At 64.9% G+C, this 24,210-nt stretch carries 19 protein-coding genes, 1 pseudogene and 2 riboswitches; of the genes and pseudogenes, 11 read left to right on the top strand and 9 right to left on the bottom strand.

The features are described 5' to 3' along the window. Positions 1-76: 76 nt before the first annotated feature. A riboswitch (cobalamin riboswitch) is annotated at positions 77-259 on the bottom strand. A gap of 238 nt (positions 260-497) precedes the next feature. Beyond that, a riboswitch (cobalamin riboswitch) is annotated at positions 498-734 on the top strand. Between the two features lie 94 nt (positions 735-828). From SJI00_RS12985 to SJI00_RS13010, 6 genes are all read left to right on the top strand, one after another. Beyond that, a complete protein-coding gene (locus SJI00_RS12985) occupies positions 829-1,014 on the top strand; it encodes a CbtB domain-containing protein (RefSeq protein WP_322462119.1) in 186 nt (61 codons plus the stop codon). 23 nt (positions 1,015-1,037) lie between these two features. Further along, positions 1,038-1,721 (top strand): CbtA family protein, encoded by a 684-nt coding sequence (locus tag SJI00_RS12990; RefSeq protein ID WP_322462120.1) that lies wholly within the window; start codon positions 1,038-1,040, stop codon positions 1,719-1,721. After that, a complete protein-coding gene (locus SJI00_RS12995) occupies positions 1,705-2,124 on the top strand; it encodes a cobalamin biosynthesis protein (protein ID WP_322462121.1) in 420 nt (139 codons plus the stop codon). Before SJI00_RS12990 ends, SJI00_RS12995 begins: the two co-directional genes overlap by 17 nt. A 32-nt stretch (positions 2,125-2,156) precedes the next feature. Then, positions 2,157-2,903 carry a precorrin-4 C(11)-methyltransferase gene (gene cobM, locus SJI00_RS13000; protein ID WP_322462122.1) on the top strand — a complete coding sequence of 249 codons (747 nt, stop codon included), beginning with the start codon at positions 2,157-2,159 and terminating at the stop codon, positions 2,901-2,903. A 235-nt stretch (positions 2,904-3,138) separates the two neighbouring features. Further along, positions 3,139-3,753 carry a response regulator transcription factor gene (locus SJI00_RS13005; RefSeq protein ID WP_322462123.1) on the top strand — a complete coding sequence of 205 codons (615 nt, stop codon included), beginning with the start codon at positions 3,139-3,141 and terminating at the stop codon, positions 3,751-3,753. A gap of 16 nt (positions 3,754-3,769) precedes the next feature. Next, positions 3,770-7,036, top strand: a complete 3,267-nt coding sequence (locus SJI00_RS13010) for a transporter substrate-binding domain-containing protein (RefSeq protein ID WP_416221034.1) — start codon at positions 3,770-3,772, stop codon at positions 7,034-7,036. On the opposite strand, the gene SJI00_RS22585 is transcribed toward SJI00_RS13010, so the two are convergent. The 3 genes and pseudogenes from SJI00_RS22585 to gntR form a co-directional block, all read right to left on the bottom strand. After that, complete coding sequence (locus SJI00_RS22585) at positions 7,011-7,505, bottom strand: methyl-accepting chemotaxis protein (protein ID WP_416221037.1); 495 nt, start codon at positions 7,503-7,505, stop codon at positions 7,011-7,013. The two genes, SJI00_RS13010 and SJI00_RS22585, sit on opposite strands and share 26 nt — an antisense overlap. Before the next feature lie 42 nt (positions 7,506-7,547). Further along, positions 7,548-8,366, bottom strand: a pseudogene (locus tag SJI00_RS22590) (PAS domain-containing protein); the annotation flags it as partial. 50 nt (positions 8,367-8,416) lie between these two features. Beyond that, entirely contained in the window at positions 8,417-9,436 is a 1,020-nt protein-coding gene (gene gntR / locus SJI00_RS13020) for an HTH-type transcriptional regulator GntR (protein WP_322462125.1), read from the bottom strand. Positions 9,437-9,643: 207 nt separating this feature from the next. On the opposite strand from gntR, the gene SJI00_RS13025 reads away from it, so the two are divergent. From SJI00_RS13025 to SJI00_RS13035, 3 genes are all read left to right on the top strand, one after another. After that, positions 9,644-10,183 (top strand): gluconokinase, encoded by a 540-nt coding sequence (locus SJI00_RS13025; protein ID WP_322462126.1) that lies wholly within the window; start codon positions 9,644-9,646, stop codon positions 10,181-10,183. Positions 10,184-10,298: 115 nt separating this feature from the next. Further along, positions 10,299-11,651: a GntP family permease gene (locus SJI00_RS13030; RefSeq protein WP_312933405.1), complete on the top strand. Its 1,353-nt coding sequence runs from the start codon at positions 10,299-10,301 to the stop codon at positions 11,649-11,651. A gap of 138 nt (positions 11,652-11,789) precedes the next feature. Further along, positions 11,790-12,116, top strand: a complete 327-nt coding sequence (locus SJI00_RS13035) for a hypothetical protein (RefSeq protein ID WP_322462127.1) — start codon at positions 11,790-11,792, stop codon at positions 12,114-12,116. A gap of 16 nt (positions 12,117-12,132) precedes the next feature. On the opposite strand, the gene SJI00_RS13040 is transcribed toward SJI00_RS13035, so the two are convergent. Further along, positions 12,133-13,047 carry a site-specific integrase gene (locus SJI00_RS13040; protein ID WP_322462128.1) on the bottom strand — a complete coding sequence of 305 codons (915 nt, stop codon included), beginning with the start codon at positions 13,045-13,047 and terminating at the stop codon, positions 12,133-12,135. Between the two features lie 246 nt (positions 13,048-13,293). Here SJI00_RS13040 and SJI00_RS13045 point away from each other — a divergent pair, with 246 nt between their 5' ends. Beyond that, on the top strand, positions 13,294-13,941 hold the full coding sequence (locus tag SJI00_RS13045) for a DUF1345 domain-containing protein (RefSeq protein ID WP_322462129.1): 648 nt from the start codon (positions 13,294-13,296) through the stop codon (positions 13,939-13,941). Positions 13,942-14,176: 235 nt separating this feature from the next. Next, positions 14,177-14,437: a DUF1652 domain-containing protein gene (locus tag SJI00_RS13050; RefSeq protein WP_322462130.1), complete on the top strand. Its 261-nt coding sequence runs from the start codon at positions 14,177-14,179 to the stop codon at positions 14,435-14,437. A gap of 69 nt (positions 14,438-14,506) precedes the next feature. Here the strand turns inward: SJI00_RS13050 and SJI00_RS13055 are convergent, their stop codons facing one another. The 5 genes from SJI00_RS13055 to tpx form a co-directional block, all read right to left on the bottom strand. Beyond that, entirely contained in the window at positions 14,507-16,009 is a 1,503-nt protein-coding gene (locus tag SJI00_RS13055) for an efflux transporter outer membrane subunit (protein WP_322462131.1), read from the bottom strand. Continuing rightward, positions 16,006-19,113 (bottom strand): efflux RND transporter permease subunit, encoded by a 3,108-nt coding sequence (locus SJI00_RS13060; protein WP_322462132.1) that lies wholly within the window; start codon positions 19,111-19,113, stop codon positions 16,006-16,008. Before SJI00_RS13060 ends, SJI00_RS13055 begins: the two co-directional genes overlap by 4 nt. After that, positions 19,110-22,208, bottom strand: coding sequence for an MdtB/MuxB family multidrug efflux RND transporter permease subunit (locus SJI00_RS13065; RefSeq protein WP_322462133.1), 3,099 nt, complete (start codon positions 22,206-22,208; stop codon positions 19,110-19,112). The genes SJI00_RS13060 and SJI00_RS13065 overlap by 4 nt, the downstream gene beginning before the upstream one ends. Then, positions 22,205-23,461, bottom strand: a complete 1,257-nt coding sequence (locus SJI00_RS13070; protein WP_322462134.1) for an MdtA/MuxA family multidrug efflux RND transporter periplasmic adaptor subunit — start codon at positions 23,459-23,461, stop codon at positions 22,205-22,207. The genes SJI00_RS13065 and SJI00_RS13070 overlap by 4 nt, the downstream gene beginning before the upstream one ends. A 214-nt stretch (positions 23,462-23,675) precedes the next feature. Then, positions 23,676-24,176, bottom strand: coding sequence for a thiol peroxidase (gene tpx, locus SJI00_RS13075; protein WP_322462135.1), 501 nt, complete (start codon positions 24,174-24,176; stop codon positions 23,676-23,678). Between the last annotated feature and the right edge of the window lie 34 nt (positions 24,177-24,210).

The following is a 24,210-nucleotide window of genomic DNA, read 5'->3' on the forward strand; positions in this document are numbered from 1 at the left end:
CGCGGGCATGCAGGACGACCGCCCGCGACCAGAACGGCCGGACGTGCTCGCCACCGGATCACCCCGCCCGGTTGATAGTCGAATGCGTGTCGAGGCAGGTCATCTGGCTCGCACCGCAGCGTTGAACGGCGCCTGCTGCGCGTGCGCAGTGGCCATGCCGATCGGCTTCGGTACATACAGTTGCGGGGGCAGCCGCGGCTTGAACCGCGTTCCCCTCTTCGGCATGGCCAAAGGCTCGCGCGCTGCGCGCAGACGCCCTGGGGCCGTGCCTAGCCCAGGGAAATGACTCCCCAGGAACCTCAAAGCGGCAAGGCTACGCAGTGCCCTGCATGGGGTCAACCGCTGGTGGTGATTGACGGGGAAATACGCCGCATGATTTGCTTGGCGCCTCTGTAAAGCCTTGTTACTTGTTCACGCGGTGTTGAAAACGCTCTGGGGCATCTTGCCTGTGCTGTTTTCGGCCGGCCTGGCTGCGTGCCAAGACTGTGCAGAGCGTGCCAAGCGCACGTGCCTCAGGTGCCCCTGACGGGGTGAAACGGGAAACCGGTGCGTCGCGGTCTGCAACAGCAGGCCAGACAAGGCCGGTGCTGCCCCCGCAACGGTAAGCGAGCTGAGCGTCCAAGTAGCCACTGCGCCTAAGGTGTGCCCTTCAAGCGTGGGAAGGTGGACGCGTGGTACAAGGCGCCTGGCGCCTGCTCGCCAGCCCGGAGACCGGCCTGTCGCATCGATCAACCCCCGCGGTGGGCGGGCGCGGTTGCAGGCACCTGACGCATTCGCGCCCGGGCCCGCCGCGCGTGGCCTGCCGTTTTCCCAGCCGAGGATTACGTCATGCCCGTCACCAGCGCCAAACCTGCGATCACTGCCCCAACCACCCTCAGCCAGCGCCTGACCCTGGCCATCGGCGCCAGCCTGCTGGGCCTGTGCCTGGTGTACTTTGCCGGCTTCTCGCACATCGAAGCGGTGCACAACGCCGCCCATGACACACGGCACAGCGCCGCCTTCCCCTGCCATTGATCCCTCACCTCGAGTACGCCCGCATGATCACTCGCATCGCCCGTACCGCTGGGTTCAGCGGCTTACTTGCCGCGCTGTTGCTGACCTTGCTGCAAAGCCTGTGGGTCAGCCCGCTGATCCTCAAAGCCGAGACCTACGAAAACGCCGCGCCCGCCGCTCACGCTCACGCCGAGACGACCACGGCCCACCAGCACGCCGCCCAGGCGTGGGAGCCGGAAGATGGCTGGCAGCGCGTACTGTCTACCACCGGCGGCAACCTGGTGGTCGCAGTGGGCTTCGCGCTGATCCTGGCGGCGCTGTACAGCCTGCGCGAGCCCGATCGACTGGCCACCGGGGCCCTCTGGGGCCTGGCCGGCTTTGCGGTGTTCTGCCTGGCGCCGACCCTTGGCCTGCCGCCGGAATTGCCGGGCACGGCCGCCGCCGACCTGGCCGAGCGCCAGAGCTGGTGGATCGGCACGGCCGCTGCCACCGCTGCGGGGCTGGCGTTGCTGGTGTTCGGCCGCTCGTGGCTGTTCAAGGGGCTGGGCGCGGTGCTGCTGGTGCTGCCGCACCTGATCGGCGCGCCGCAGCCAGAGGTGCATGAAAGCCTCGCCCCGCAGGCGCTGCAAGCGCAGTTCCAGATCGCCTCCTGGCTGACCAATGCAGTGTTCTGGGTGGCCCTGGGGTTGTTGAGCACCTGGCTCTACCGCCGTGCCGCTCGTGCCTGAAGCCGATCCGCAGCCTGCGCTGTACGTAGGCTTGGGCTGCCGCAAAGGCTGTTCCGCCGAGCACCTGGAGGCGCTGTTGCTGCAGACGCTGCGCCAGCACAGGCTGTCGATCACTGCGGTGCGCGGCCTTGCCAGCATTGCCAGCAAGGCCCAGGAGCCGGGCCTGCTGGCACTGGCGGCGCAGCTGCAACTGCCCTTGCAGCTGTTTCCGATCGCAAGCCTTACCGACCTGCAACCCCTGCTCAGCCATCGATCGCCTACCGCCTTCGCCCACAGCGGCTGCTGGGGCGTGGCAGAAAGCACTGCCCTGGCCGCCGCCCGGCAGGTCGAAGGCCGCTGCGCGCTGCGTGTGACCCGGCAGATTCACGGCTCCGCTACCCTTGCGCTGGCCTGGCGGGGATAATCGCGGCCTTCACTTTCCTGCAAGGACGTTCCATGACGGTCTATTTCATCGGTGCCGGCCCCGGCGATCCCGAGTTGATCACGGTCAAAGGCCAGCGGCTGATTCGTCAGTGCCCGGTGATCATCTACGCCGGCTCGCTGGTGCCCGCAGCAGTGCTGGCCGGGCATCAGGCCGTCACACTGCTCAACAGCGCCGAACTGCACCTTGAGCAGATCGTCGATGCCATGCGCGAGGCTCATCGCCAGGGCCAGGACGTGGCGCGAGTACACAGTGGCGACCCCAGTCTGTACGGCGCCATCGGCGAGCAGATCGCCCATCTGCGCAGGCATGGCATCCCGTATCAGATCATCCCAGGCGTGACCGCCACGGCCGCCAGCGCTGCCCTGCTCGGCTGCGAGCTGACCCTGCCGGGGGTGGCGCAGACGGTGATCCTTACCCGCTACGGCGACCGCTCGCCGATGCCTGAGGGCGAGCGCCTGGCCGACCTCGCCCGGCATGGCTGTACCCTGGCGATTCACTTGGGTGTCAAGCATCTGACACACATCGTCGCCGAGCTGCTGCCGCATTACGGTGCGCACTGCCCGGTCGCGGTCGTGCACCGCGCCAGCTGGCCCGATCAGGATTGGGTGCTCGGCACCCTGGAGAGCATCAGCGCGCAGGTCGCGCAAAAGGGTTTTCGGCGCACTGCGCTGATTCTGGTAGGCCACGTGCTAGGGGACACGCCGTTTAGCGAGTCAGCGCTATACCGTGCCAGCCATGCACACCTGTTCAGGCCCTGACGCGCGCGTCGCCATTGTCTTCAACATGTTCCACAGACGCTGGCGCATCGCCTAGACTAGATTTAGCCGCTGAGTTTGTAGGAATTTTCCTCAGATTATCCTGACTTTTCAACGCTTCCTCCGACGCCGTTACCAAGCATTCCGATTCGACGTATGGTGCGCCTCCCCGCTGAGGCAGCGGCGTGTTCCTGGGTGATTTCAGGAAACGGACCACATTTCCGATAGGAGTTTCCCTATGACCAGCGTCCTGGTAGTTGATGACCACGCTGCCATCCGCTTCGCTGTGAGCATGTTGCTTGAGAACCACAATTTCCAATTGCTCGGCACGGCCAATGATGGCATTCAGGCAGTCGAGATGGCGCGCAAGTTGCAACCCGACGTGGTAATCCTGGACATCGCCTTGCCCCGCCTGGACGGCATGGAGGTGATCAAGCGCTTGCAGTTGATGGAGCAGGCGCCGAAGATCATGGTCCTCACCGGTCAGCCGGCAGACCTTTACGTGCGGCGTTGCCTGGATGCTGGCATTTCGGCGTTCGTGAACAAGGATGAAGACCTCGACTCTCTGCTTTTTGCCCTCAAAGCCATGATCAAGGGTTATTCGACGTTTCCGCAGATGTCAGTCAACAGCAGCTCCCTGGAGAGCGAAGCGAACCGACTGGGCAGCCTGTCGAACCGCGAAGTCGAAGTGTTGCGCCGCCTCACCCGAGGCGAAAGCAACAAGTACATCGGCGAGAAAATGAACCTCAGTGCCAAGACCATCAGCACCTACCGCGGTCGCATCATGGACAAGCTCAAAACCGAGTCACTGGTGGAAATGGTCGATCTGGCCAAACGCAACAACGTCAACTGAGTGAGGAATCGAATCGATGCTGCCAGCGCTGTTACTGACCGGGCTGTTGGCCGTATCGGCTTACGCCCAGGCCCAGGTCGACAGCGAGCCGCGGCAACTGTTGGCGCGCTCGCAAAGCGCCGCACCGCCCTTGGTGCTCGCCCCTGCCGACCGCCAGTGGCTGACACAGCGCAAAGCACTGGTGCTGGGCAGTTCGACCCCGGACTACCCACCCTTTGAAATCAACACCAGCCTGAAAGACTTCGAAGGCCTGAGCGCCGACTATGCCGGGCTGATCGGCGAGCAACTGGGCGTGCCTATCGAGGTACAGCGCTTCGCCACCCGCCAGGACGCCATCGAAGCGCTGCACGCCGGGCAGATCGACCTGCTCGGCAGCTCCAACGCCTTCGAGGCCGCCGACGCCAACCTCACGCTCAGCCAACCCTACACCGACGACCTGCCGGTCATCGTCGCCCAGCCCGGACGCAGCCTGCGCAAGAGCGACGACCTCACCGGCCTGCGCCTGGCCACCGTCGATCATTACCTGCCCACCGACACCGTGCGGCGCCTGTACCCCAATGCCCAGCTGACCCTCTACCGCTCGACCCTGGCCGGGCTGGCAGCGGTGGCGCTGAACCAGGCAGATGTCTACCTGGGCGATGCGATCAGCACTGACTACCTGATCGGCATGAGCTACCCGGGTCAATTGAAGATCGATCACTTCGTCAACGAACCGGTGGGTGTGTTCGCCTTCGCCATGAGGCACGACAACACGCCACTCAAACGCCTGACGGACCAAGCGCTGGCCCGCATCTTCAATAGCGAACGGCTGAACATCCTGCGTCGCTGGACCAGCGGCAACACCAGCATCCTGCTGGAGCACCACCTCAGCGCACTGACCGCCGAGGAGCAGCGCTGGATCGACCAACACCCGACGGTGCGGGTATTGGTGACCGACAGCCTGGCGCCCTTGACCTTCAATGACGCCAATCAGCAGCCACGCGGCGCCACCTTCGATCTGCTCGAGCAGATCAGCCTGCGCACGGGCCTGCGCTTTCAGATCGTGCAGCGTCATTCGGTGCAGGAGATGGTCGATCAGGTCGCGCGCGGCGACGCCGAGATCGTGGGTGCGCTGGGCTATGGCGCCGAGCGCGCGGAGCGACTGCGCTACACCCGGCCCTACCTGGTCAGCCCTCGGGTACTGATCACCCGCCGCGACTTGCCCGCCGTCACCACCGGCCAGCTCGACCACCAGCGCGTGGCGCTGCTCAAGGGCTCGCCGCTGCGCGCCATCCTCGGCGAGCGCTACCCGCTCCTGACCTTTGTCGAGGTGCAGAACCCGCTGCGCATGATGGAGGCGGTGGCCAATGGTCAGGCGGACGTCGCATTCAGCACGCAGATCAACGCGGCCTACTACATCAACCATGTGTTCAAAGGCGCATTGAAGATCGCCTCGGTGGTGGACGATGAACCGGCAGTGGCGGCCTTTGGCGTTGCCCCGCAATTGCCGCTGCTGCAGAACATCCTGGACAAGGCACTCGTCAGCATCCCGCCCGACGAGCTCGAACAACTGATCAATCGCTGGCGGGTCAACGCCGTGGCCAGCGACAGCCCATGGCGCAACTACCGCACACTGATGCTGCAGCTGGGCGGTTTCGCGCTGGTGCTGCTGGCCGGCGTGGTGTTCTGGAACACCTACCTGCGCAAGCTGATCCACCAGCGCACCGAAGCGCAACAGGCCTTGCAGGCCCAGCTGGCGCTGAGCCGCAGCCTGCTGGAGCAGTTGCGCCAGGCCAAGAACGACGCCGAACAGGCCAGCCAGGCCAAGAGCACTTTCCTCGCCACCATGAGCCATGAGATCCGCACGCCAATGAATGCGGTGATCGGCCTGCTGGAACTGGCCGTGGTCGATGGCCGGCGCGGGCACTGCGACATGGTGTCGTTGAAGACCGCGCATGATTCGGCCATCGGCCTGCTGGAGTTGATCGGTGACATCCTCGACATCTCCCGTGTCGAAGCCGGCCACCTGACCCTGCACCCGGCCCCTGCCGACCTGCTGGACATCGTCCGTGCCACTGTGCGCGTGTTCGAGGGCAACGCGCGGATCAAAGGCTTGGCGCTGCAGCTGCACGTCCCGCAGCACGCGCCGTGGGTGATGGTCGACGCGGTGCGTTTTCGCCAAGTCCTGTCAAACCTGCTGAGCAACGCGATCAAGTTCACCGAGCACGGCAAGGTGATGGTGTCGCTGCAGCTCAGCGAGCAGCCAGGGGGCGAGCGTGTGGCCATCGAGTTGCAGGTGCAGGACAGCGGCGTGGGTATCAGCGTGGCGGATCAGACCCGACTGTTCAGCGCCTTCACCCAGCTCGACAGCGGCCGCGCCCGCCAGGGCGCGGGCCTCGGGCTGATCATCAGCCGCACCCTGTGCGAACTGATGGGCGGCCAGCTGGAGTTGCAAAGCGTCGAAGGTGTGGGCACCCGGGTCATCGTGCAACTGAACCTGGCCTGCACGGCGCCCCTGCCGGTGCAAGCGCCTGCGCCTGAGGCTGCCCCCGCGACGGCCAGCGCGCTGAGCATTCTGGTGGTCGATGACTACCCCGCCAACCTGCTGCTGATGGACAAGCAGCTTGCCGCGCTGGGCCACCGTGTGGTGCTGGCCGAACAGGGCGCCGTCGCCTTGGCCTTGTGGCAGGAGCAGGCGTTCGACCTGGTGATCACCGACTGCAGCATGCCCGTGATGGACGGCCATGCCCTGACCCGACGCATTCGCGAGCTTGAGCAACACATGGGCCGGCCGCGCTGTCGGATTCTCGGTATCACTGCCAATGCCCAGGCCGAAGAGCGCGAGCGCTGCCTGCTCAGCGGCATGGATGACTGCCTGTTCAAACCGGTCGGCCTGCAGACCCTCAAGGCGCACCTGCCCAGCGCAGCACCGCCGCCGCTGCCTGTCGCCACACCCGCCAGCGGCTTCGACCTGAACAACCTGCTGCACCTCACCCAGGGCGACGCCAAACTGGTGCGGCGCTTGCTCGAGCAGCTCGCCCAGAGCAATGACGAAGACCTCAAGGCTTTGCAGACCCTCGGCAGCGCGCCGTCGACCGACGCGGTGCAGGCGCTGGTTCATCGGATCAAGGGCGGGGCGAAAATGCTCAAGGTCAGAACGGTGGTGGCGCATTGCGAGGTGCTGGAAACTGCCTGTACCACCGGGCAGCCGACCGAGGCGGCGCGGCGCACGCTGGAAGCCAGCCTGCAGACGCTGGCGCGTGAGCTCAACGATGGCCTCAGTGCAACTGCAGGGTCGAGCTGATCTGGCTGATGGCGTCGACCACGTGGCGTGAGCCCTGCTGGATTTCCATGATCACCGTGCCTGCCTCGTTGGCCAGCGCCACGCCACGGCCGGTGCGGGTCAGGCTCGACTGCATGCTGGCCACCGCGGTGAGCGAAAGGTCATGGTTCTGGCGCACCACATCGACGATGTCCAGGGTCGCCTTGCTGGTACGCGCCGCCAGGTTGCGCACCTCATCGGCCACCACCGCAAACCCGCGCCCGTGCTCGCCAGCGCGGGCCGCTTCGATGGCCGCATTAAGCGCCAGCAAGTTGGTCTGCTCGGCGATGCCACGAATGGTCGAAACGATCTGGCCGATCACCTCCGACTGCCGGCTCACCGCATCCAGGCTGCGCGCAGCATCGTTCAGCTCCTGGGAAATTTCCTCGATCACCGCCACGGTCTGCTGCACCACTTCAGTGCCTTTGCGCGCGCAGGCATCGGTCTGCACCGAGCTGGCGTGGGCGGCGTCGGCCGCGGTCTGCTGGGTGTTGACCTGGCAAGTGATGTCACTGGCGAACTTGACCACCTTCAGCAGGCGGCCCTTGTTGTCGAAGATCGGATTGTACGAGGCCTCGAGGTAGACGGTACGGCCGTGCTTGTCGACGCGCTCGAAGCGATGGGAATGGTACTCGCCACGGTTGAGCGATGCCCAGAATTCGCGGTACTCGGCCGACTCGCGTTCTTTGGGCAGGCAGAACAGGCTGTGATGGCGACCGACCACTTCATCGAGCGTATAGCCGAGGGTCTTGAGGAAGTTGTCGTTGGCGCTGAGCACCTCGCCCTGGGGCGAGAACTCGACCACGGCCATGGAACGGCCGATGGCGTTGAGCAGGCTGTCCTGCTCGTGCGCGTGGCGCACGCGACCGGTGATGTCGGCTGCGACCTTGATCACCCGTACCACCTGCGCGTGATCATCGAGCACCGGCATGTAGCTGGCCTCCAACCACACCTCGTGGCCGTGCTTGTCGCGCCGCTCGAAGGTGCCGCTGAGCGGCGTACCCCGGCCCAAGTCCTGCCATAACTGGCGGTAGGCCTCGCTGTTCACATAGGCGGGGTCGCAGAACAACTGATGATGCTGGCCGCGCAGCTCCTCGACGCAATACCCGGTGGCCTCGCAAAAACGTGCGTTGGCATCGAGGATGGTGCCATCGGGCGCGAATTCGATGATCGCCATGGCGCGATCGAGGGCCGCCTGCCTGGCTTCACGTTCGCCCAGTGCCTGGTGGCAGCGCTGAATCTCGATCAGATCGGACTTGCGATGGTAATCGAACATGACGCCGGCCTCCTTTATGCACGGTGATGCAAGCATATCTCGACGCCCTCAACTGGCAAGCCATTTGCCAGCACGTTCGTCGGGTATCAGCTGCTTTCGCGGACCATCAGCTCAAAGCCCAGATCTTGCTGGGCGACAGACACCCGCTTGCCGTCCAACTGCGCCAGCAGCGCCTGGGCCGCCGCGCGGCCGACGGCGGCCCGTGGCGTGCGGATAGAGGTCAGCCGCGGGACCGTGTGCGCCGAGGCCGGCAGGTCGTTGAACCCGACCATCGCCACCTGCTCCGGCACCGCTACGCCCTGACGCAGTGCCTGGAAGATCGCCCCGTGGGCAAGGTCGTCGTTGCAAAAGAACAACCCATCGAGCGTGCCATCGTAGGCCAGTACCTGGCTGAACAGCGCACCCCCCAAGGCAATGGATGAAGGCTCCGGTGCCAGCCGTTCAAGCTCCGGCGCCGCCAAGCCGGCGTCTGCCAGCCCTTGACGAAAACCTGCGGCGCGCTGCATCACCCGGGGGTCGAGCTGAGCGGCGATGAAGCCCAGCCGCCGGCGACCGCGCTCGATCAGGTGGCGAGCCGCCGCGCGCCCGGCCTCGAACTGGGAAAAGCCCACCGACAGCGCGGCCGTCTCGCCCCCCAGCTCCATCATGTGCACACACGGCACGCCACTGGCGGCAAGCATCTGCAGCGAGGCCTCGGTGCGCTCGAAGCCGGTCAGCAAGATGCCGCACGGCTGATAGGCCAGGTAGTTGCGGATCAGGTTCTCTTCTTCGGCAGTGTCGTAGTGGTAGTTGCCGATCAGCACTTCCAGGCCGCGCGGGCGCATGACTTCGTGAATCGCTTCGAGGGTGTCGATGAACAGCTGGTTGGACAGCGAGGGGATCAGCACCACCACCGAATGGCTGCGCGCCGATGCCAGCGCACGGGCGGCGGGGTTGGCAATGTAGCCCAGCGTCGCGGCAGCGGCGCGAACCTTTTCTGCCAGCGCCGGGGCCACCGTGGCGACCCCGCGCAGTGCACGGGAGGCGGTAATCGGCGAGACGCCGGAGAGCCGGGCCACTTCGGCCAGGGTGGGACGACCAGTGGTACGTGAACCAGTGCGAGTCATAGGCGTTGTAATTTTACTACTTGCGCAGGGTGGGAACGGTCACTAAGGTAGCGCTGTCTCACGACCCAGGCAATGCATCCTTGCTGGCCGACATTGCCTGAGCGTCCATACTGCGTTCAGCACAAAACCAATAAAACCCGGGAAAGCCATGCGCCTTGGCTCGCGCCAGTTCACAGACAGCGCTGTCTTACCCCGCAGGAGGTACTGATGAATCCTTCCCTGTCCGCCCTCGTCGTCATGGGCGTGGCCGGTTGCGGCAAAAGCTGCATCGGCTCTGCCATTGTCGAGAAGAGCGGCGGCCGCCTGATTGAAGGCGATGCCTTCCACCCTGCCGAAAACATTCGCAAGATGAGCGCCGGGATTGCCCTGGATGACACCGACCGTGCCGGTTGGCTGGTGCGCCTGGGCGAGGAACTGCAAGCGGCCATCGCTGCCGGCGAGCGGCCGGTGCTGACCTGCTCCGCGCTCAAGCGCCGCTACCGGGACACCCTGCGCGATGCCGTGCCGGGCCTGGGCTTCGTGTTCCTCGAACTGAGCCCTGCCGAAGCCGAAAAGCGTGTGCTGGCCCGCCCCGGTCACTTCATGCCTGCCAGCTTGATCGCCAGCCAGTTCGCCGCGCTGGAATCGCCCGACGGCGAAACCTTGACGCTTACCCTCGATGCCACCCGCCCCGTGCTCACCCTGACCGAACAGGTCGACGCCTGGTTAAAGCCACAGGGTGAGCCGGGCCTGGCCCGCACCGCCTGAACGGCGGTGACCCGGCTCACCGAAGACAGCGCTGTCTTGCCCCTGACGCATCGGCGTGTGATTCCGAAAAACGCTGCACCCCGACACAACAACGATAAAACCGAGGCTTACTCCAATGTTCGGACTGGCTACTGACACCTTTCTGCTGCTGGACGCACTGGTCACCATTATTGGGCTGATCGTGCTGATCACCCACTTCAAGGTCCACCCTTTCGTCGCCCTTACCCTGGCTGCCGGCTTCCTCGGCCTGACCTCCGGCATGGAGGTGGCCAAGGTCATGAAATCCTTCCAGGACGGCTTTGGTGGCGTGCTGGGCTTCGTCGGCATCGTGCTGGCGCTGGGCACCATGCTGGGCAAGCTGATGGCCGACTCGGGGGGTGCCGATCAGATCGCGCAGACCCTGATCCGCGCCTTCGGCAAACGCAATGTGCACTGGGCCATGATGTTCTCGGCGTTCCTTGTAGGCATTCCACTGTTCTTCGAGATCGGCTTCGTGCTGTTGATCCCGTTGGTGTTCATCGTCGCGCGGCGTACCGGGGTGTCGCTGGTGAAGATCGGCATTCCGCTACTGGCCGGCTTGTCGGTGGTGCACGGCCTGGTGCCGCCACACCCGGGGCCGCTGCTGGCCATCGGCATCTTCAAGGCCGACATCGGCAAGACCATCTTCTATGGCCTGTTGATCGCCCTGCCCACCGCCGTGATCGCCGGCCCGTTGTTCGGCAGCTTCATTTCGCGCTACATCCCCGGTACGCCGTCGCAGGAGCTGATGGACCAGATCGCCCGCGAGTCGCAGACCCGCGAGCTGCCAAGCTTTGGCATCACACTGTTGACGGTACTGCTGCCCGTAGCACTGATGCTGCTGAAAACCTTCGCCGACGTAGTGCTGCCGGCTGAACACATCGTGCGCCAGTGGCTCGACCTGATCGGCCACCCCATCACCGCCCTGCTCGCCGCCTTGCTGCTGGCGTTCTACACCTTCGGTTCGGCCCGCGGCTTTTCGCGCCAGCAGATCATGAAGATGCTCGATCAGAGCCTGGCGCCCACTGCGGCCATCGTGCTCATCGTCGGTGCCGGTGGCGGCTTCAAGCAGATGCTGGTGGATACCGGCGTCGGTAACGTGATTGGGCAGATGGCAGTACAGGCGGAAATCTCGCCGATCCTGCTGGCCTGGCTGGTGGCCGCGGTCATCCGCGTGGCCACAGGCTCCGCCACCGTGGCGACCATTACCGGTGCAGGCATCGTGGCCCCGGTGGTTGACCTGATCCCAGGCGTCAACCGTGAGTTGCTGGTGCTGGCCACCGGCGCGGGCTCGCTGATTCTGTCGCACGTCAACGACGCCGGGTTCTGGCTGGTCAAGCAGTACTTCAACATGACGGTGGCCGAGACGCTGAAAACCTGGACGCTGATGGAAACGCTGCTGTCGGTGGTAGGCATCATCTTCATCATGGCGCTGTCGACGGTGGTCTGACCGTTGATCGGGAGCGCGGCACCATTCGGCCGTGCTGATGGCCAAAGGCCCTAACGGTGGCCACTGCCTGTAGAGCGTGTCCAAGCACATGTTCTACAGGCAGTGCCGTCCCCTCGGTCAATCGATGGAGTCTGTCTGATGAAACGTACCCTGCTGTTGGCTGCCCTGCTCGCCTCGCCCCTGGCATTTGCCGCTGGCGCGGGCCCTGGCACGAGCTTCCCGGACGATCCGCATAACCCTGCCCCTGCCCCGGGCGTGGAGAGCACCCAGAACCCCATTGAAAAGCCGATGCCGCGCACCACTGGTGCGGACTTGCCCGGCACGGACCCTCGCCGAGTCGACGAGGACCAGCGCTTGCCAGCCGGCAATCAGCGCTTGCCGGGCAACCCGGCCACCGACCAGAGCCTGCCGGGCCTGGGCGAACCCAAACCCGCTACGGCGCCAGCCACCACTACCCAGCCTTGAGCCACTGCCGCGCAGGTCAGTAATCGAATCGGTCCACTGCCCTGCGCCGCTCGTTGTCGTCACGTCGGTCATAGCTGGCCGTGGTCTGGATATTGGCGTGGTGCGCCAGTTTCTGCGCAATCGACAGGTCGTGCTCCTCGATGACCCGCGTGATGAACGCCCGGCGAAAATCATGCGGCATGATCTTGATCCCCACCTGAGTGCCGCGCTGCCGCGCGATGTAGTAGATCGCGTGCTTGGTGATGCGCGCTCGCGTGATGTGGTTGCCGCGGCGGATGCGGTTGAACAGGAAAGCGTCGTCCTCGCCACCGGCTGGTAACTGTGACCGGCGCAGGTCCAGCCAGGCCTGAAGCTTCTCGAACGCCCAGGGCGGTGCGTATTTGAGCAACTGGCGATTGCCCTTGCCGCGCACGCGCAGGCTGCGCTCCTTGAAATCGACATGGGCGAGGTCGATGTCCACCGACTCCGACTTGCGCATGCCTGTGCCATAGAGCAAGGCGATGATGGCCGCGTCGCGCACCCCCTGTGGCCGTGGGTCGGCCGCGCAGACGTCCATCAGCTCACGGATCAGGCTGCGGCGCAGGTTGCGCCCTGGCGGCAAGCGAGTGCCGCTGTCAGGCTTGACCTCGCGGATGCGCAGCAGGTGTTCATGCTCGATGATGCCCTGGCGCCAGGCTTCGTTCATCACGCCGCGAATGGCGTTGACGTACAACGACGAGGAGTTGGGCGCATAGCCGTCAGTGCGCAGCGCGGCCACCAGTGCGATGATGTGTCCAGGCTCCAGGCGGTGCCAGGGCACCTCGGTGATATCCAGGTCTTCGAACCCTAGCCGGTCGGCGGCGTCCTGCAGCACATAGCGCATGGTCTGCTGGCTGGACGGCGCTAGACGAGCCAGGTATTGCAGCAGTGGGTTGTGCAGGAGGTCAGACACAGTGGAGGCACCTTGTTGCGGTGCTCGAACGTGGGGTGGGTGCCCGACGCCAAGCGTATGTGATTCATGCCGGCCAGGTTCGCAGGTTTTATCAAGCGTCATCGCCAGAGCCTTGATCCAGAACGAATTTGCCGGCGCTGCAGAGTGTCCATGGTACCCGATTCATGCAGGCGCATCGAACCGCCGGCACGCTGACTGGGCGAACGTGGTCTAGAGTCTGGCACACCCTGACCGACACGAGCGCCCATGGCCCTGCACCGCCTTACCTATTCCCACCCGCGCTTGAGCCTGGCCACCCTGATGGGCCTGCTGGGCGCCTGGCTGATCCCGGCTGAAGACACCGTGCAGCGCATCCTTGGCGGCTGGAACCTCGGTGTGTGGCTGTACCTGGCGCTGGTGCTGGCGCTGACTTGCCGCTCGGGCGCGGCCAAGGTGCGCCAGGTGGCGCGCGTAGAAGACGAGAACGCCGTGCTGGTGTTGCTCACCGTCAGCGTGGCGGCCATCGCCAGCCTAGCGGCGGTAACCCTGCAACTGGTGTCGAGCAAGGGCCTGCACGGTAGCGCCCTGCTGCTTCATTACCTGTATACCGGGTTCACCATCGCCGGTTCATGGCTGTTGATCGGCACCATCTTCAGCCTTCATTACGCACGGCTGTTCTACACCCATGAGGGCAAAGACCTGCCGCTGCGCTTTGCCGATGGCGAGCGCACGCCCGACTACTGGGACTTCCACTACTTCTCGTTCACCATCAGCGTGGCGGTGCAGACCTCCGACATCGGCGTGGCCGGCCGCCCCCTGCGCCGTGTGGTGCTGGCCCACTCGCTGGTGGGGTTCGTGTTCAACACGGCGATCCTGGGCTTCACCATCAACATCGCCGCCGGTCTGCTGAACTGACCGCTGGTCTGCCCGTCGCCGTGCTCGTCCGCCCCTTTGCCCGCCCTATTCCCGCTCTAGCGTGGGGCTGCGGGCAAATTAACCGCAAGGTGGGTGTGTGATGGGGTTCACGGCGTCATGCGTTGGTCATGCGCCCATGGGAGCCTTTCCGGGTAGGGCTGCTATGGTAATGATTCCCACCCGGGCGCGCTCGTGGTTGCCCGATCACCTGTTCAGGACGAACACGGAGGCTGGCATGAACACTATGACGTTTCCCAACGCCTGCCAGATGATGCGTTGGCATTTTCATCCCTTGGGCTTTGAAGCGAGCATGGATGCACCGCGCAGCATGATCGCGCGCCTGTTCGACCGCGCCAGCGGCGAAACCGTGATGGCCATCGCCGGCATTCCATGCTCGGCGATCCTGGCACCGGCTGATGTCGAGCGGATCATCGAAGCGGTCGAGGCCGAGATGGATGCTTTCGTGCCGTATTGCACGCTGCGCGACGCCGGCTGACGGCGTCGCCAGGGCTGCATTGGAAAGGCCGGGTTGGCTGTCAGCGCGTTGAAGGCCACGCGCCAAGCTTCAATCAGGCTCGATGGCCTCGGCATCCGCTGCCGCCTGCGTCTGATCCCAGCCACCGCCCAAGGCGGCAATCAACTGCACGCTGGCCACCAGTCGCCCTTGCAGCAGCGACAGCGCACTGCGCTCGTTGCTCAGCGCCGTGGCCTGCACGTTGACCACATCCAGGTAACCAATCAGCCCCGCCTTGTACTGGTTCTGGGTCAGGCGCAGCGATTCACGGGCGGCCTCCAGCGCCTCCTGGCGCACCACGGCTTCGTCTTCGTAGACGCGCAACTGCACCAGATAATTTTCCACCTCGCGGAACCCGTCGAGCACGGTCTGGCGGTACTGCGCGGCGGTCTGGTCGTACACCGCTTCGGTGCGGTCGACCTCGGCGCTGCGCCGGCCGGCATCGAACAGCGTCATGGCCAGCGACGGGCCGACCGACCAGAACCGGTTGGGCAGCTCGATCCAGTTGTTGAAGCTGCTGCTGGAGTAACCGCCGCTCATGCTCAGGCTGAGGTCCGGAAAGTACGCCGCACGGGCCACGCCGATGTTGGCGTTGGCTGCCATCACGCGGCGCTCGGCAGCGGCGATGTCGGGCCGGCGCTCAAGCAGTTGCGAGGGCAGTTGCACGGGGATCGCTGGCAGCGCGGGAATTGAGTCACGGGCGGCCAGGGCGAAGTCCGCGGGTGCCTTGCCCATCAGCACGGCAATGGCGTTTTCGTACTGCGCGCGCTGCCAGGCGAGGTCGATCAGGTCGGCCTCGGTGCTTTTCAGCTGGGTGCGCGCCTGGGCCACCGCATCGGGGCCGGAGACGCCAGCGCGGTACTGGTTCTCGGTCAGGCGCAGCGAGCGCTGGTAGGCTGCCACGGTCGCTTCGAGCAGACGCTTCTGCTCGTCGATGACGCGCAGTTGCAGGTAGTTCTGCACCAGCTCCGACTGCAGGCTCAGGCGCATGGCCGCCAGGTCCGCGATGCTTGCCTCGACGCCGGCCTGGTTGGCATCGAGGGTGTTGCGCAGCTTGCCCCACAGATCGACTTCCCAGCTCACGCCCAATTGCGCGTTGTAGGTGTTGCGAATGCCGCTGCTGTTATTGGCCAGGCCCGAACTGCTGCTGCCGGCGCCTTGCGAGGCGCGGGTCTTGCCCACGCTGAGGTCCAGGCTCGGAAACAGCGCACCACGGCTGCTGCGCACCAGTGCGGTGGCCTGCCGGTACTGCGCTGCATACTGCGCCACGGTCTGGTTATCGGCGTTGAGCGCCTCGACCAGCGCATTCAGCTCGGCATCGCCATACAGCGTCCACCAGGGGCCACGGGCTTGGGTGTCAGCGGGCTTGGCCTGGGTCCAGCCAGCGGCGTGCTTGAACTGCGCCGGGGCCGACAGCTCGGGGCGGTGGTAGTCGGGGCTCAGGCTGCAGGCGCTGAGCAGCACCAGGCACAGGCCGCTGCCAAGCAGGCGCGAGCCGCGGCCGTTGCCGAGCCGCTGCAGCGCGCGGTGAAGGGAGGTGTGGGCGAACGTCATATCGGGGTTTCCAGGGCAGCGTCGGTGCGCACGCCGCGCCAACGGTTGAAGCGGTGGCGCAGGCGGTCGAGGTAGAGATAGACCACCGGCGTGGTGTACAGCGTCAGGACCTGGCTGAACACCAGCCCGCCAAGAATGGTCAGGCCCAGCGGCCGGCGCATTTCGGCGCCAGCAGCGCTGCTCAGCAGCAGCGGCAAGGCGCCAAGCATCGCCGCCAGGGTGGTCATCAGGATCGGCCGCAGGCGTAGCAGGCACGCCTGGCGGATCGAATCTTCCGGGCTCATCCCCTCGTTGCGCTCGAACTGCAGGGCCAGGTCGATCATCAGGATGGCGTTCTTCTTCACCACGCCGATCAACAAGAACAGCCCGAGCAGCGAGATCAGACTGAACTCGCCGCCGGTCAGGTACAGCGCCAGCAACGCACCCACGCCTGCCGACGGCAGCGTGGACAGGATGGTCAGCGGATGGATGTAGCTTTCGTAGAGAATGCCCAGGACCAGGTACACCAGCACCAGCGCTCCGAGGATCATGAACGGTTGCCCTTGCTGGGTCTTGGCAAAGGCATCCCCGGTGCCGCCCAGCTTGGCAATCACGCTTTCCGGCAAACCCACCCTGGCGACTGCGCGCTCTACGGCGGCCAGGGCCTGGTCGGGGCTGTAGCCTTCGGCAATGTCGAAGGCGATATCGTCGGAGGCGAACTGGTCTTCATGGCTGACGCGGTCGTTGGCCAGGGTGTTTTCGTAACGTGCGATGGTGGACAGCGGCACCCGCGCCCCGTCGGCGGTAATCACCTGCACCTGCTCCAGGGTGCTCGGGTCCCAGGCATAGCGGGGGTTGATCTCCAGCACCACCTGGTACTGGTTGAGGCTGTCATAGATGGTCGAGATCTGCCGCTGGCTGTAGGCGTTGTTCAACACCGTGGTGACCATGTCCATGTCGATGCCCAGGCGCTTGGCCTGATCACGGTCGACCACCAGCGTGACCTGCTGAGTGCCGGCGCCATCGTTGGCATCGATGGCGGTCAGTTCGGGCAATGCGCGCAGGGCCGCAGTCACCTTCGGGTACCACTGGCGCAGCGCCAGCAGATCGCCGCTCTGCAAGGTGTAGAGGTACTGCGAGGAGCTCTGGTCACGCCCGCCGCCGCCCAGCTGCAGGTCCTGGTCGGCCATCAGGAACAGGCGTCCACCCGGCACCTTGGGCAGGTCGCGGCGCAGCCGCTCGATGACCTTCTGCGCGTCGATCTTGCGCTCGGCGATGGGCTTCAGACGCACCAGCACCATGGCATTGTTGGTGCCGCTGTTGCCGCCGATGAAGCCGGCCACGCTCTCCACGGCAGGGTCAGCCAGCAACGCCCGGCGGTAGATTTCCATTTTCGGCTGCATCACTGAGAACGACAGGCCGTCGTCACCGCGGACGAAACCGATCAGTTGGCCGGTGTCCTGCTGCGGCATCAGGGTCTTGGGCACGATCACGTACAAGGCCACGTTGAGCACGATGGTGGCCAACAGACTGAGCAACGTCAGGCGCCGATGGCGCAATGCCCAGCCGAGACTGCGGTCATACACGGCCACCATGCGCACATGCTGGCGATCACTCCAGCGCTGCAAGCGGTTGCGCTCGGCCTGGTGCGGTTTGAGCCAGCGCGCGCAGAGCATCGGCGTCAGGGTCAACGACACCAGCAGCGACACCATGATCGCCGCAGCCAGGGTCACCGAGAACTCAAGGAACAACCCGCGCACGAAGCCACCCATGAACAGAATCGAGACGAACACCGCCACCAGCGAGACGTTCATCGACAGCAGCGTGAAACCGACCTCTTTCGCACCCAGGTAGGCGGCTTCAAGCGGCCTCACACCCTTCTCGATGTGCCGCGAGATGTTCTCCAGCACCACGATGGCATCGTCCACCACAAGCCCCGTGGCCAGGATCAGGGCCATCAGCGACAGGTTGTTCAGCGAGAACCCGCACAGGTACATCACCGCAAAGGTGCCGACCAGGGAGACGGGCACCGCCAGGCTCGGGATCAGCGAGGCGCGCAGGTTGCCAAGGAACAGGTAGACCACCAGGATCACCAGGAAGACCGCGATCAACAGCGTGTGCTCAGCTTCCTGCAAGGTGGCCTTGATCACCGGTGAGCGGTCCATGGCGATGTTCAGTTGCACGCTCGCGGGCAGCAGCGATTGCAGAGCAGGCAGTTGCGCCTTGATCTGCTCGACGGTCTCGATGATGTTGGCGCCGGTCTGCCGATTGACCACCAGCAGCACGGCCGCCTGGTCGTTGAAGAAGCCGTTGTTGTAGCGGTTCTCCACCCCATCGCTGACCGTGGCCACGTCCGACAGGCGCAGAATCGCGCCGTCCTTCTGCCGGATCACCAGTGACTCGTAGTCCTTGGCCCGTTCCAACTGGTCATTGGCGCGCACTTGCCAGTTGCGCTCGGCGTCTTCGACGAACCCCATGGGCCGGCGCTGGTTGGCGTTGGACACGGCAGTACGCACCTCGTCCAGGGCCAGGCCGTACTGATTCAGCAACTGCGGCTCCAGCGTAATGCGCACAGCGGGCAGCGAACTGCCGCCGATCTGCACCTCGCCGACGCCGCTGACCTGCGCCAGACTCTGCGAGAGGATGGTGTCGGCCAAGTCGTACAGCTGGCCTTTCTGCAACACCTCGGAGGTCAGCGACAGGACCATGATCGGTGCCTGCGACGGGTTGATCTTCTTGTAGGTGGGCATGCTGCGCATGCCGCTGGGCAGCAGGTTGCGCGCCGCATTGATGGCCGCCTGCACTTCGCGGGCAGCGGCATTGATGTCACGCCCCTGCTCGAAGCCGATGATCACCCGGGTGGCGCCCTGGTTGGAATTGCTGGTCAGCGTGGTGACCCCGGCGATGCTGCCCAGCTTGCGTTCCAGCGGCGTGGCCACGGTGGACGCCATGACCTCGGGGCTCGCGCCGGGCAAGTTGGCCTGGACCACGATCACCGGGAAGTCGATCTGCGGCAGCGGCGAGACGGGCAACAGGCCGAAGCTGACGCCACCCAGCAGTATGATCGCCAGGCTCAGCAGCCAAGTGGCGACCGGGCGGGCAATGAACGGTGCCGAGAGGTTCATGCCTTGACCTGCTGCTCATCCGCCTTGGGTCGCCAGCGCCGGGCCAGACGGTCGAAGTACAGGTAGATCACCGGCGTGGTGAACAGGGTCAGCACCTGGCTGACCAACAGCCCGCCGACCATCACCAGGCCCAGGGGCTGGCGCAGCTCGGCGCCCGAACCGCTGGCAAGCATCAAGGGAACGGCGCCGAACAGCGCCGCCAGAGTGGTCATCAGGATCGGCCGAAAGCGCAACAGCGCCGCCTGGTAGATGGCATCGTGCGGGGCCATGCCCTGGTTGCGTTCGGCCTCCAGGGCAAAGTCGATCATCATGATCGCGTTCTTCTTGACGATGCCGATCAGCAGGATGATGCCGATGATGGCAATCATCCCCAGGTCGTTGCCGCTGAGCAGCAACGCCAGCAAGGCGCCGACCGCGGCCGAGGGCAAGGTCGACAGAATGGTCACCGGGTGCACGTAGCTCTCGTAGAGCACACCGAGCACGATGTACATGGTCACCACGGCGGCCAGGATCAGTAGCAAAGTGCTCGACAGCGACGCCTGGAACGCCTCGGCGGCGCCCTGGAAGCGGGTCTGCACGCCCAGCGGCAGACCGATCTGCTGCTCCACCTGCTCGATCACCTTGACCGCCTCGCCCAGCGCCACGCCGCTGGCCAGGTTGAACGACATCATCACCGCCGGGAACTGACCGATGTGGGAAATCGCCAGCGCCGCCTGACGCTGCTCCACCGTGGCCAACGCCGACAGGCGCACCTGGCCACCGTCTGCGGATTTCACATGGATCGAGTCCAGCGCGCTGATGCCCGCGCTGCTGGCATTCTGCGACTGCAGGACCACGCGGTACTGACTGGCCTGGGTATAGATGGTCGAAATCTGCCGCTGGCCGAACGCGTCGTACAACGCGCTGGTGATCTGCGCGGCAGTGATTCCCAGGCGGCTGGCCTTGTCGCGGTCGATGGTCAGGTACACCTGCAGGCCTTGGTCTTGCAGGTCGCTGGCCACGTCAGTGAGCTCGGGCCGTTCTTGCAAGGCACGTACCAGCTTGCCGCTCCACTGCGACAGCAGCTCGGCATCGGGCGATGACAGGCTGAATTGGTACTGTGTGCGGCTGACCCGATCTTCGATGGACAGGTCCTGCACCGGTTGCAGGTACAGGCGAATGCCCGCCAGTTTGTCGAGTTGCGGCTGCAAGCGGCTGATCACCGCACCGGCATTGTCGTCACGATCGCCATGGGGCTTGAGGTTGATCAGCATGCGCCCGCTGTTGAGCGTGGCGTTGTCGCCATCGACGCCAATGTACGAGGACAGGCTCTGCACCGCTGGATCCTGCAGGACGATACGGCTCAGCGCCTGCTGCCGCTCGCTCATGGCGGTGAACGAGGTGGCTTGCGGCGCTTCGGAAATGCCCTGGATCACGCCGGTGTCCTGCACCGGAAAGAAGCCCTTGGGCACGATCAGGTACAGCACCACGGTCAACGCCAGGGTAGCGACGGCCACCAGCAGAGTCAGCGGCTGATGGCGCAGCACCCAGGTCAAGGCACTGGAGTAATGCTTGATCAGCCAATCGATCCACGCCCCGCTGGCGCGATAGAAACGCCCTTGCTCATGCTCGTTGGGTTCGGCCTTGAGCAAGCGAGCGCACATCATCGGCGTCAGGGTCAGTGAGACCACCAGGGAAATCAGGATCGCCACCGCCAGGGTGATGGCGAATTCGCGGAACAGTCGGCCGACTACATCGGCCATGAACAGCAAGGGAATGAGGACCGCAATCAGCGACAGGGTCAGCGACACCAGGGTAAAGCCGATCTGCCGCGCCCCCTTGAGCGCTGCCTGCATCGGCGTTTCGCCCTCCTCGATGTGCCGGGCGATGTTTTCCAGCATGACGATGGCATCGTCCACCACAAAACCTGTGGCGATGGTCAGCGCCATGAGCGTGAGGTTGTTGATCGAGAAACCCGCCAGGTACATCACACCGAAGGTGCCGATCAATGACAACGGCACCGCGATCGAGGGAATCAGCGTGGCGCTGAAGCGGCGCAGGAACACGAAGGTGACCATCACCACCAGGACGATGGCCAGCAACAGCTCGTGCTGCACGTCGGTCACGGCGGCGCGGATGGTCTGGGTGCGGTCGGTGAGCACGCTGACATCCAGGCCGGCGGGCAGGTTGTCGGTGATCGAGGGCAGCAGGTCCTTGATCCGGTCCACCACCTCGATCACGTTGGCGCCGGGCTGGCGCTGGATATTGAGCAGCACCGCCTGGTTCTGGTTGGCCCAGGCTGCCAGGCGCTCGTTCTCGGCGCCATCGACGATCTCGGCAACATCCTTCAGGCGCAGCGGCGCGCCGTCCTTGTAGGTGAGAATGAGGTTGGCGTAGTCCTCGGGCGAGCGCAGCTGGTCGTTGGCATCGAGCATCGACACCCGCGTGGGGCCATCGAAATTGCCTTTGGGCTGGTTGACGTTGGAGGCACCGACCAGGGTGCGCACGTCTTCCAGGTTCAGCCCGGCGGCGGCCAGCGCCTCCACATTGACCTTGATCCGCACCGCCTGGCGCTGACCGCCGGCGATGCTGACCATGCCCACACCGCTGATCTGCGCGATTTTCTGCGCCACGCGGGTGTCGACCAAGTCATTGAGTTTGGGCAGTGGCAGGGTCTTGGAGGAGATTGCCAGGGTCAGCACCGGGGTATCGGCGGGGTTGACCTTGTTGTACACAGGGGGTGCCGGCAGGTCGCTGGGTAGCAGGTTGCTGGCGGCATTGATGGCAGCCTGCACCTGCTGCTCGGCCACGTCCATGTTCACGTCCAGGCTGAAACGCAGGGTCAGTACCGAGGCACCGCCAGAGCTGGTCGAGGCCATTTGCGTGAGGCCCGGCATCTGCCCGAACTGCCGTTCCAGTGGCGCGGTGACGGCGCTGGTCATCACCTGCGGACTGGCACCTGGGTAGAGGGTCATGACGCGAATGGTCGGGTAGTCGACCTGGGGCAAGGCCGAGACCGGCATCAGCGTATAGGCGATCAGGCCGGCCAGGACGATCGCCAGCATGCTCAGCGTGGTGGCGACCGGCCGCAGGATGAACAGGCGTGACAGGTTCATGCACCCGCCTTGGCAGGGGCGCTGGGTTGGGCATCGCTGTCTTTTTCCTGACCCTGCAACTGCTGGCCGGGCAAGGTCGGTACTTCGGCGCTGTCTTGCACGACTTCCACCAGGCTGCCTTCACGCAGGCGGTCGGTGCCTTCGAGCACCAGGCGATCACCTGCTGCCAGGCCTTCGAGAATCACACTGCGCTCGCCATCGCTGGCGCCGACCTTGAGCTTGCGCACACTGACCTTGTTATCGGCGTTGACCACATAAGCGAATGTGCCGTCGTTGCCGAACTGAATCGCCGCGGCCGGCGCCAGGACCACCTGCTTGAGGGTGTCAGCAAGCACGCGAACGTTGACGAACTGATTAGGGAACAGTGCCTGGTCCTTGTTCTCAAAGCGCGACTTGAATTTCAGCGTGCCGGTGGCGGTGTCGATCTGGTTGTCCGGGCTTGCCAGCACGCCGGTGGCCTGCAGCTTGCTGTCGCCACGGTCCCAGGCTTCGACGGGCAGGCTGGCGCCAGTGCGGTAGCGTTCAAGCACGGTGGCCAGCTCGGTTTCCGGCAAGGTGAAGGTGATGTTGATCGGTTGGGTCTGGGTGATCACGGCCAGGGCGGTGGTGTCGTTGGCTGCCACCAGATTGCCGAGGTCGAGCTGGCGCAGGCCCACACGGCCGCTGATCGGCGCGCGAATCTGAGTGAATTCGAGGTTGAGCCTGGCGTCGGCCACCGCGGCCTGATTGGTCTTGATCAGGCCCTGGAACTGCGCGGCCTGGGCTTGGGCGGTGTCGAGGGTCTGCTTGGCGATGCTGTCTTCGGCGTACAGCCCTTTATAGCGGGCAACATCGACCTGGGCGTTTTTCAACTGCGCCTGGTTCTGCGCCAGGGTGCCTTCAGCCTGCTGCAAAGCGATGCGGTAGCTGCGCGGGTCGATGTCGGCAAGCAGGTCACCCGCCTTGACTTGCTGGCCTTCCTGGAAATGGATCTTCACCAGCTCACCGGAGACGCGGCTGCGCACGTTGACCGTATTGGTGGCGGTGACGGTGCCGAGGGCCTTGTAGTACAGCGGGAAGTCTCCGACCTGCGCAGGCTCGACGCGCACGGGCACGGCCTGGTCCGAACCGCCGAAGCCTGGGCGGCCGCCGGCTTTGTCGGCCTTCTCGGTCGAGGCCCCAGGCCACAGCCACCAGGCCAGAGCGGCCAGCAGCAGCAGGATCAGCAGGCCGATCAGCCAGCGACGAGGAGAACGAGAGACGGAAGCTTGCATGGGTTGAACAGACCTTGTTCGGAAGACGGCGTAAGAAATGATGTGAACGATAAGCATTTGGTCGGCAGAAGCAAAGTGCCTTTACCCGGGCTTTACCCTGGCCTGACACCTGCGGCGCAGAGCACTTTAAATGAAAAACGGCCTGGAGAGGTTTCCAGGCCGTTTTCGGGGGTGACGCAGTGACCTGCCGGCCACCAGGGCCGGCATGGCGGCCTTACTTCAAGACTGCCAGGGCTGCCTCGTAGTTCGGCTCATCGGCGACTTCGCTGACCAGTTCGCTGTGCAGGACGCGGTCATTTTCGTCCAGCACCACCACGGCACGCGCGGCCAGGCCGGCCAGCGGGCCTTCGGCAATGGCGACACCGTAGTTGTGCAGGAACTCGGCGCCGCGCAGGGTCGACAGGTTCTTCACGTTGGCCAGGCCTTCGGCGCCGCAGAAGCGCGCCTGGGCGAACGGCAGGTCAGCCGAGATGCACAGGATCACGGTGTTGGCGATGTCGTTGGCCTGGGCGTTGAATTTGCGCACCGAGGTCGCGCAGGTGGGGGTGTCGACACTGGGGAAGATGTTCAGCACTTTGCGCTTGCCGGCGAAGTCGGTGAGCGAATTGTCCGCCAGGCCTTCACCGACCAGCTTGAATGCAGGCGCTTGCGCACCGACCTGAGGCAGTTCGCCGTTGACCTGGACCGGATTGCCTTTGAGCGTGACTTGAGCCATGGGAAGGGTTCCTCGTTAACGCGTGGAAAAAGGA

Source organism: Pseudomonas gebzensis (assembly GCF_034427815.1).
GTDB lineage: Bacteria > Pseudomonadota > Gammaproteobacteria > Pseudomonadales > Pseudomonadaceae > Aquipseudomonas.

Excerpts from the sequence above, each read along its gene's own strand:
- SJI00_RS13050 (WP_322462130.1), top strand. The coding sequence starts at position 14,177 with ATGAACACTATGACGTTTCCCAACGCCTGCCAGATGATGCGTTGGCAT.
- SJI00_RS13035 (WP_322462127.1), top strand. The coding sequence starts at position 11,790 with ATGAAACGTACCCTGCTGTTGGCTGCCCTGCTCGCCTCGCCCCTGGCA.
- SJI00_RS13010 (WP_416221034.1), top strand. The coding sequence starts at position 3,770 with ATGCTGCCAGCGCTGTTACTGACCGGGCTGTTGGCCGTATCGGCTTAC.
- SJI00_RS13070 (WP_322462134.1), bottom strand. The coding sequence starts at position 23,461 with ATGCAAGCTTCCGTCTCTCGTTCTCCTCGTCGCTGGCTGATCGGCCTG.
- SJI00_RS13055 (WP_322462131.1), bottom strand. The coding sequence starts at position 16,009 with ATGACGTTCGCCCACACCTCCCTTCACCGCGCGCTGCAGCGGCTCGGC.
- SJI00_RS12990 (WP_322462120.1), top strand. The coding sequence starts at position 1,038 with ATGATCACTCGCATCGCCCGTACCGCTGGGTTCAGCGGCTTACTTGCC.
- SJI00_RS13005 (WP_322462123.1), top strand. The coding sequence starts at position 3,139 with ATGACCAGCGTCCTGGTAGTTGATGACCACGCTGCCATCCGCTTCGCT.
- SJI00_RS13025 (WP_322462126.1), top strand. The coding sequence starts at position 9,644 with ATGAATCCTTCCCTGTCCGCCCTCGTCGTCATGGGCGTGGCCGGTTGC.
- SJI00_RS13065 (WP_322462133.1), bottom strand. The coding sequence starts at position 22,208 with ATGAACCTGTCACGCCTGTTCATCCTGCGGCCGGTCGCCACCACGCTG.
- SJI00_RS12985 (WP_322462119.1), top strand. The coding sequence starts at position 829 with ATGCCCGTCACCAGCGCCAAACCTGCGATCACTGCCCCAACCACCCTC.
- SJI00_RS13030 (WP_312933405.1), top strand. The coding sequence starts at position 10,299 with ATGTTCGGACTGGCTACTGACACCTTTCTGCTGCTGGACGCACTGGTC.
- SJI00_RS13045 (WP_322462129.1), top strand. The coding sequence starts at position 13,294 with ATGGCCCTGCACCGCCTTACCTATTCCCACCCGCGCTTGAGCCTGGCC.
- SJI00_RS13060 (WP_322462132.1), bottom strand. The coding sequence starts at position 19,113 with ATGAACCTCTCGGCACCGTTCATTGCCCGCCCGGTCGCCACTTGGCTG.
- tpx (WP_322462135.1), bottom strand. The coding sequence starts at position 24,176 with ATGGCTCAAGTCACGCTCAAAGGCAATCCGGTCCAGGTCAACGGCGAA.
- gntR (WP_322462125.1), bottom strand. The coding sequence starts at position 9,436 with ATGACTCGCACTGGTTCACGTACCACTGGTCGTCCCACCCTGGCCGAA.
- cobM (WP_322462122.1), top strand. The coding sequence starts at position 2,157 with ATGACGGTCTATTTCATCGGTGCCGGCCCCGGCGATCCCGAGTTGATC.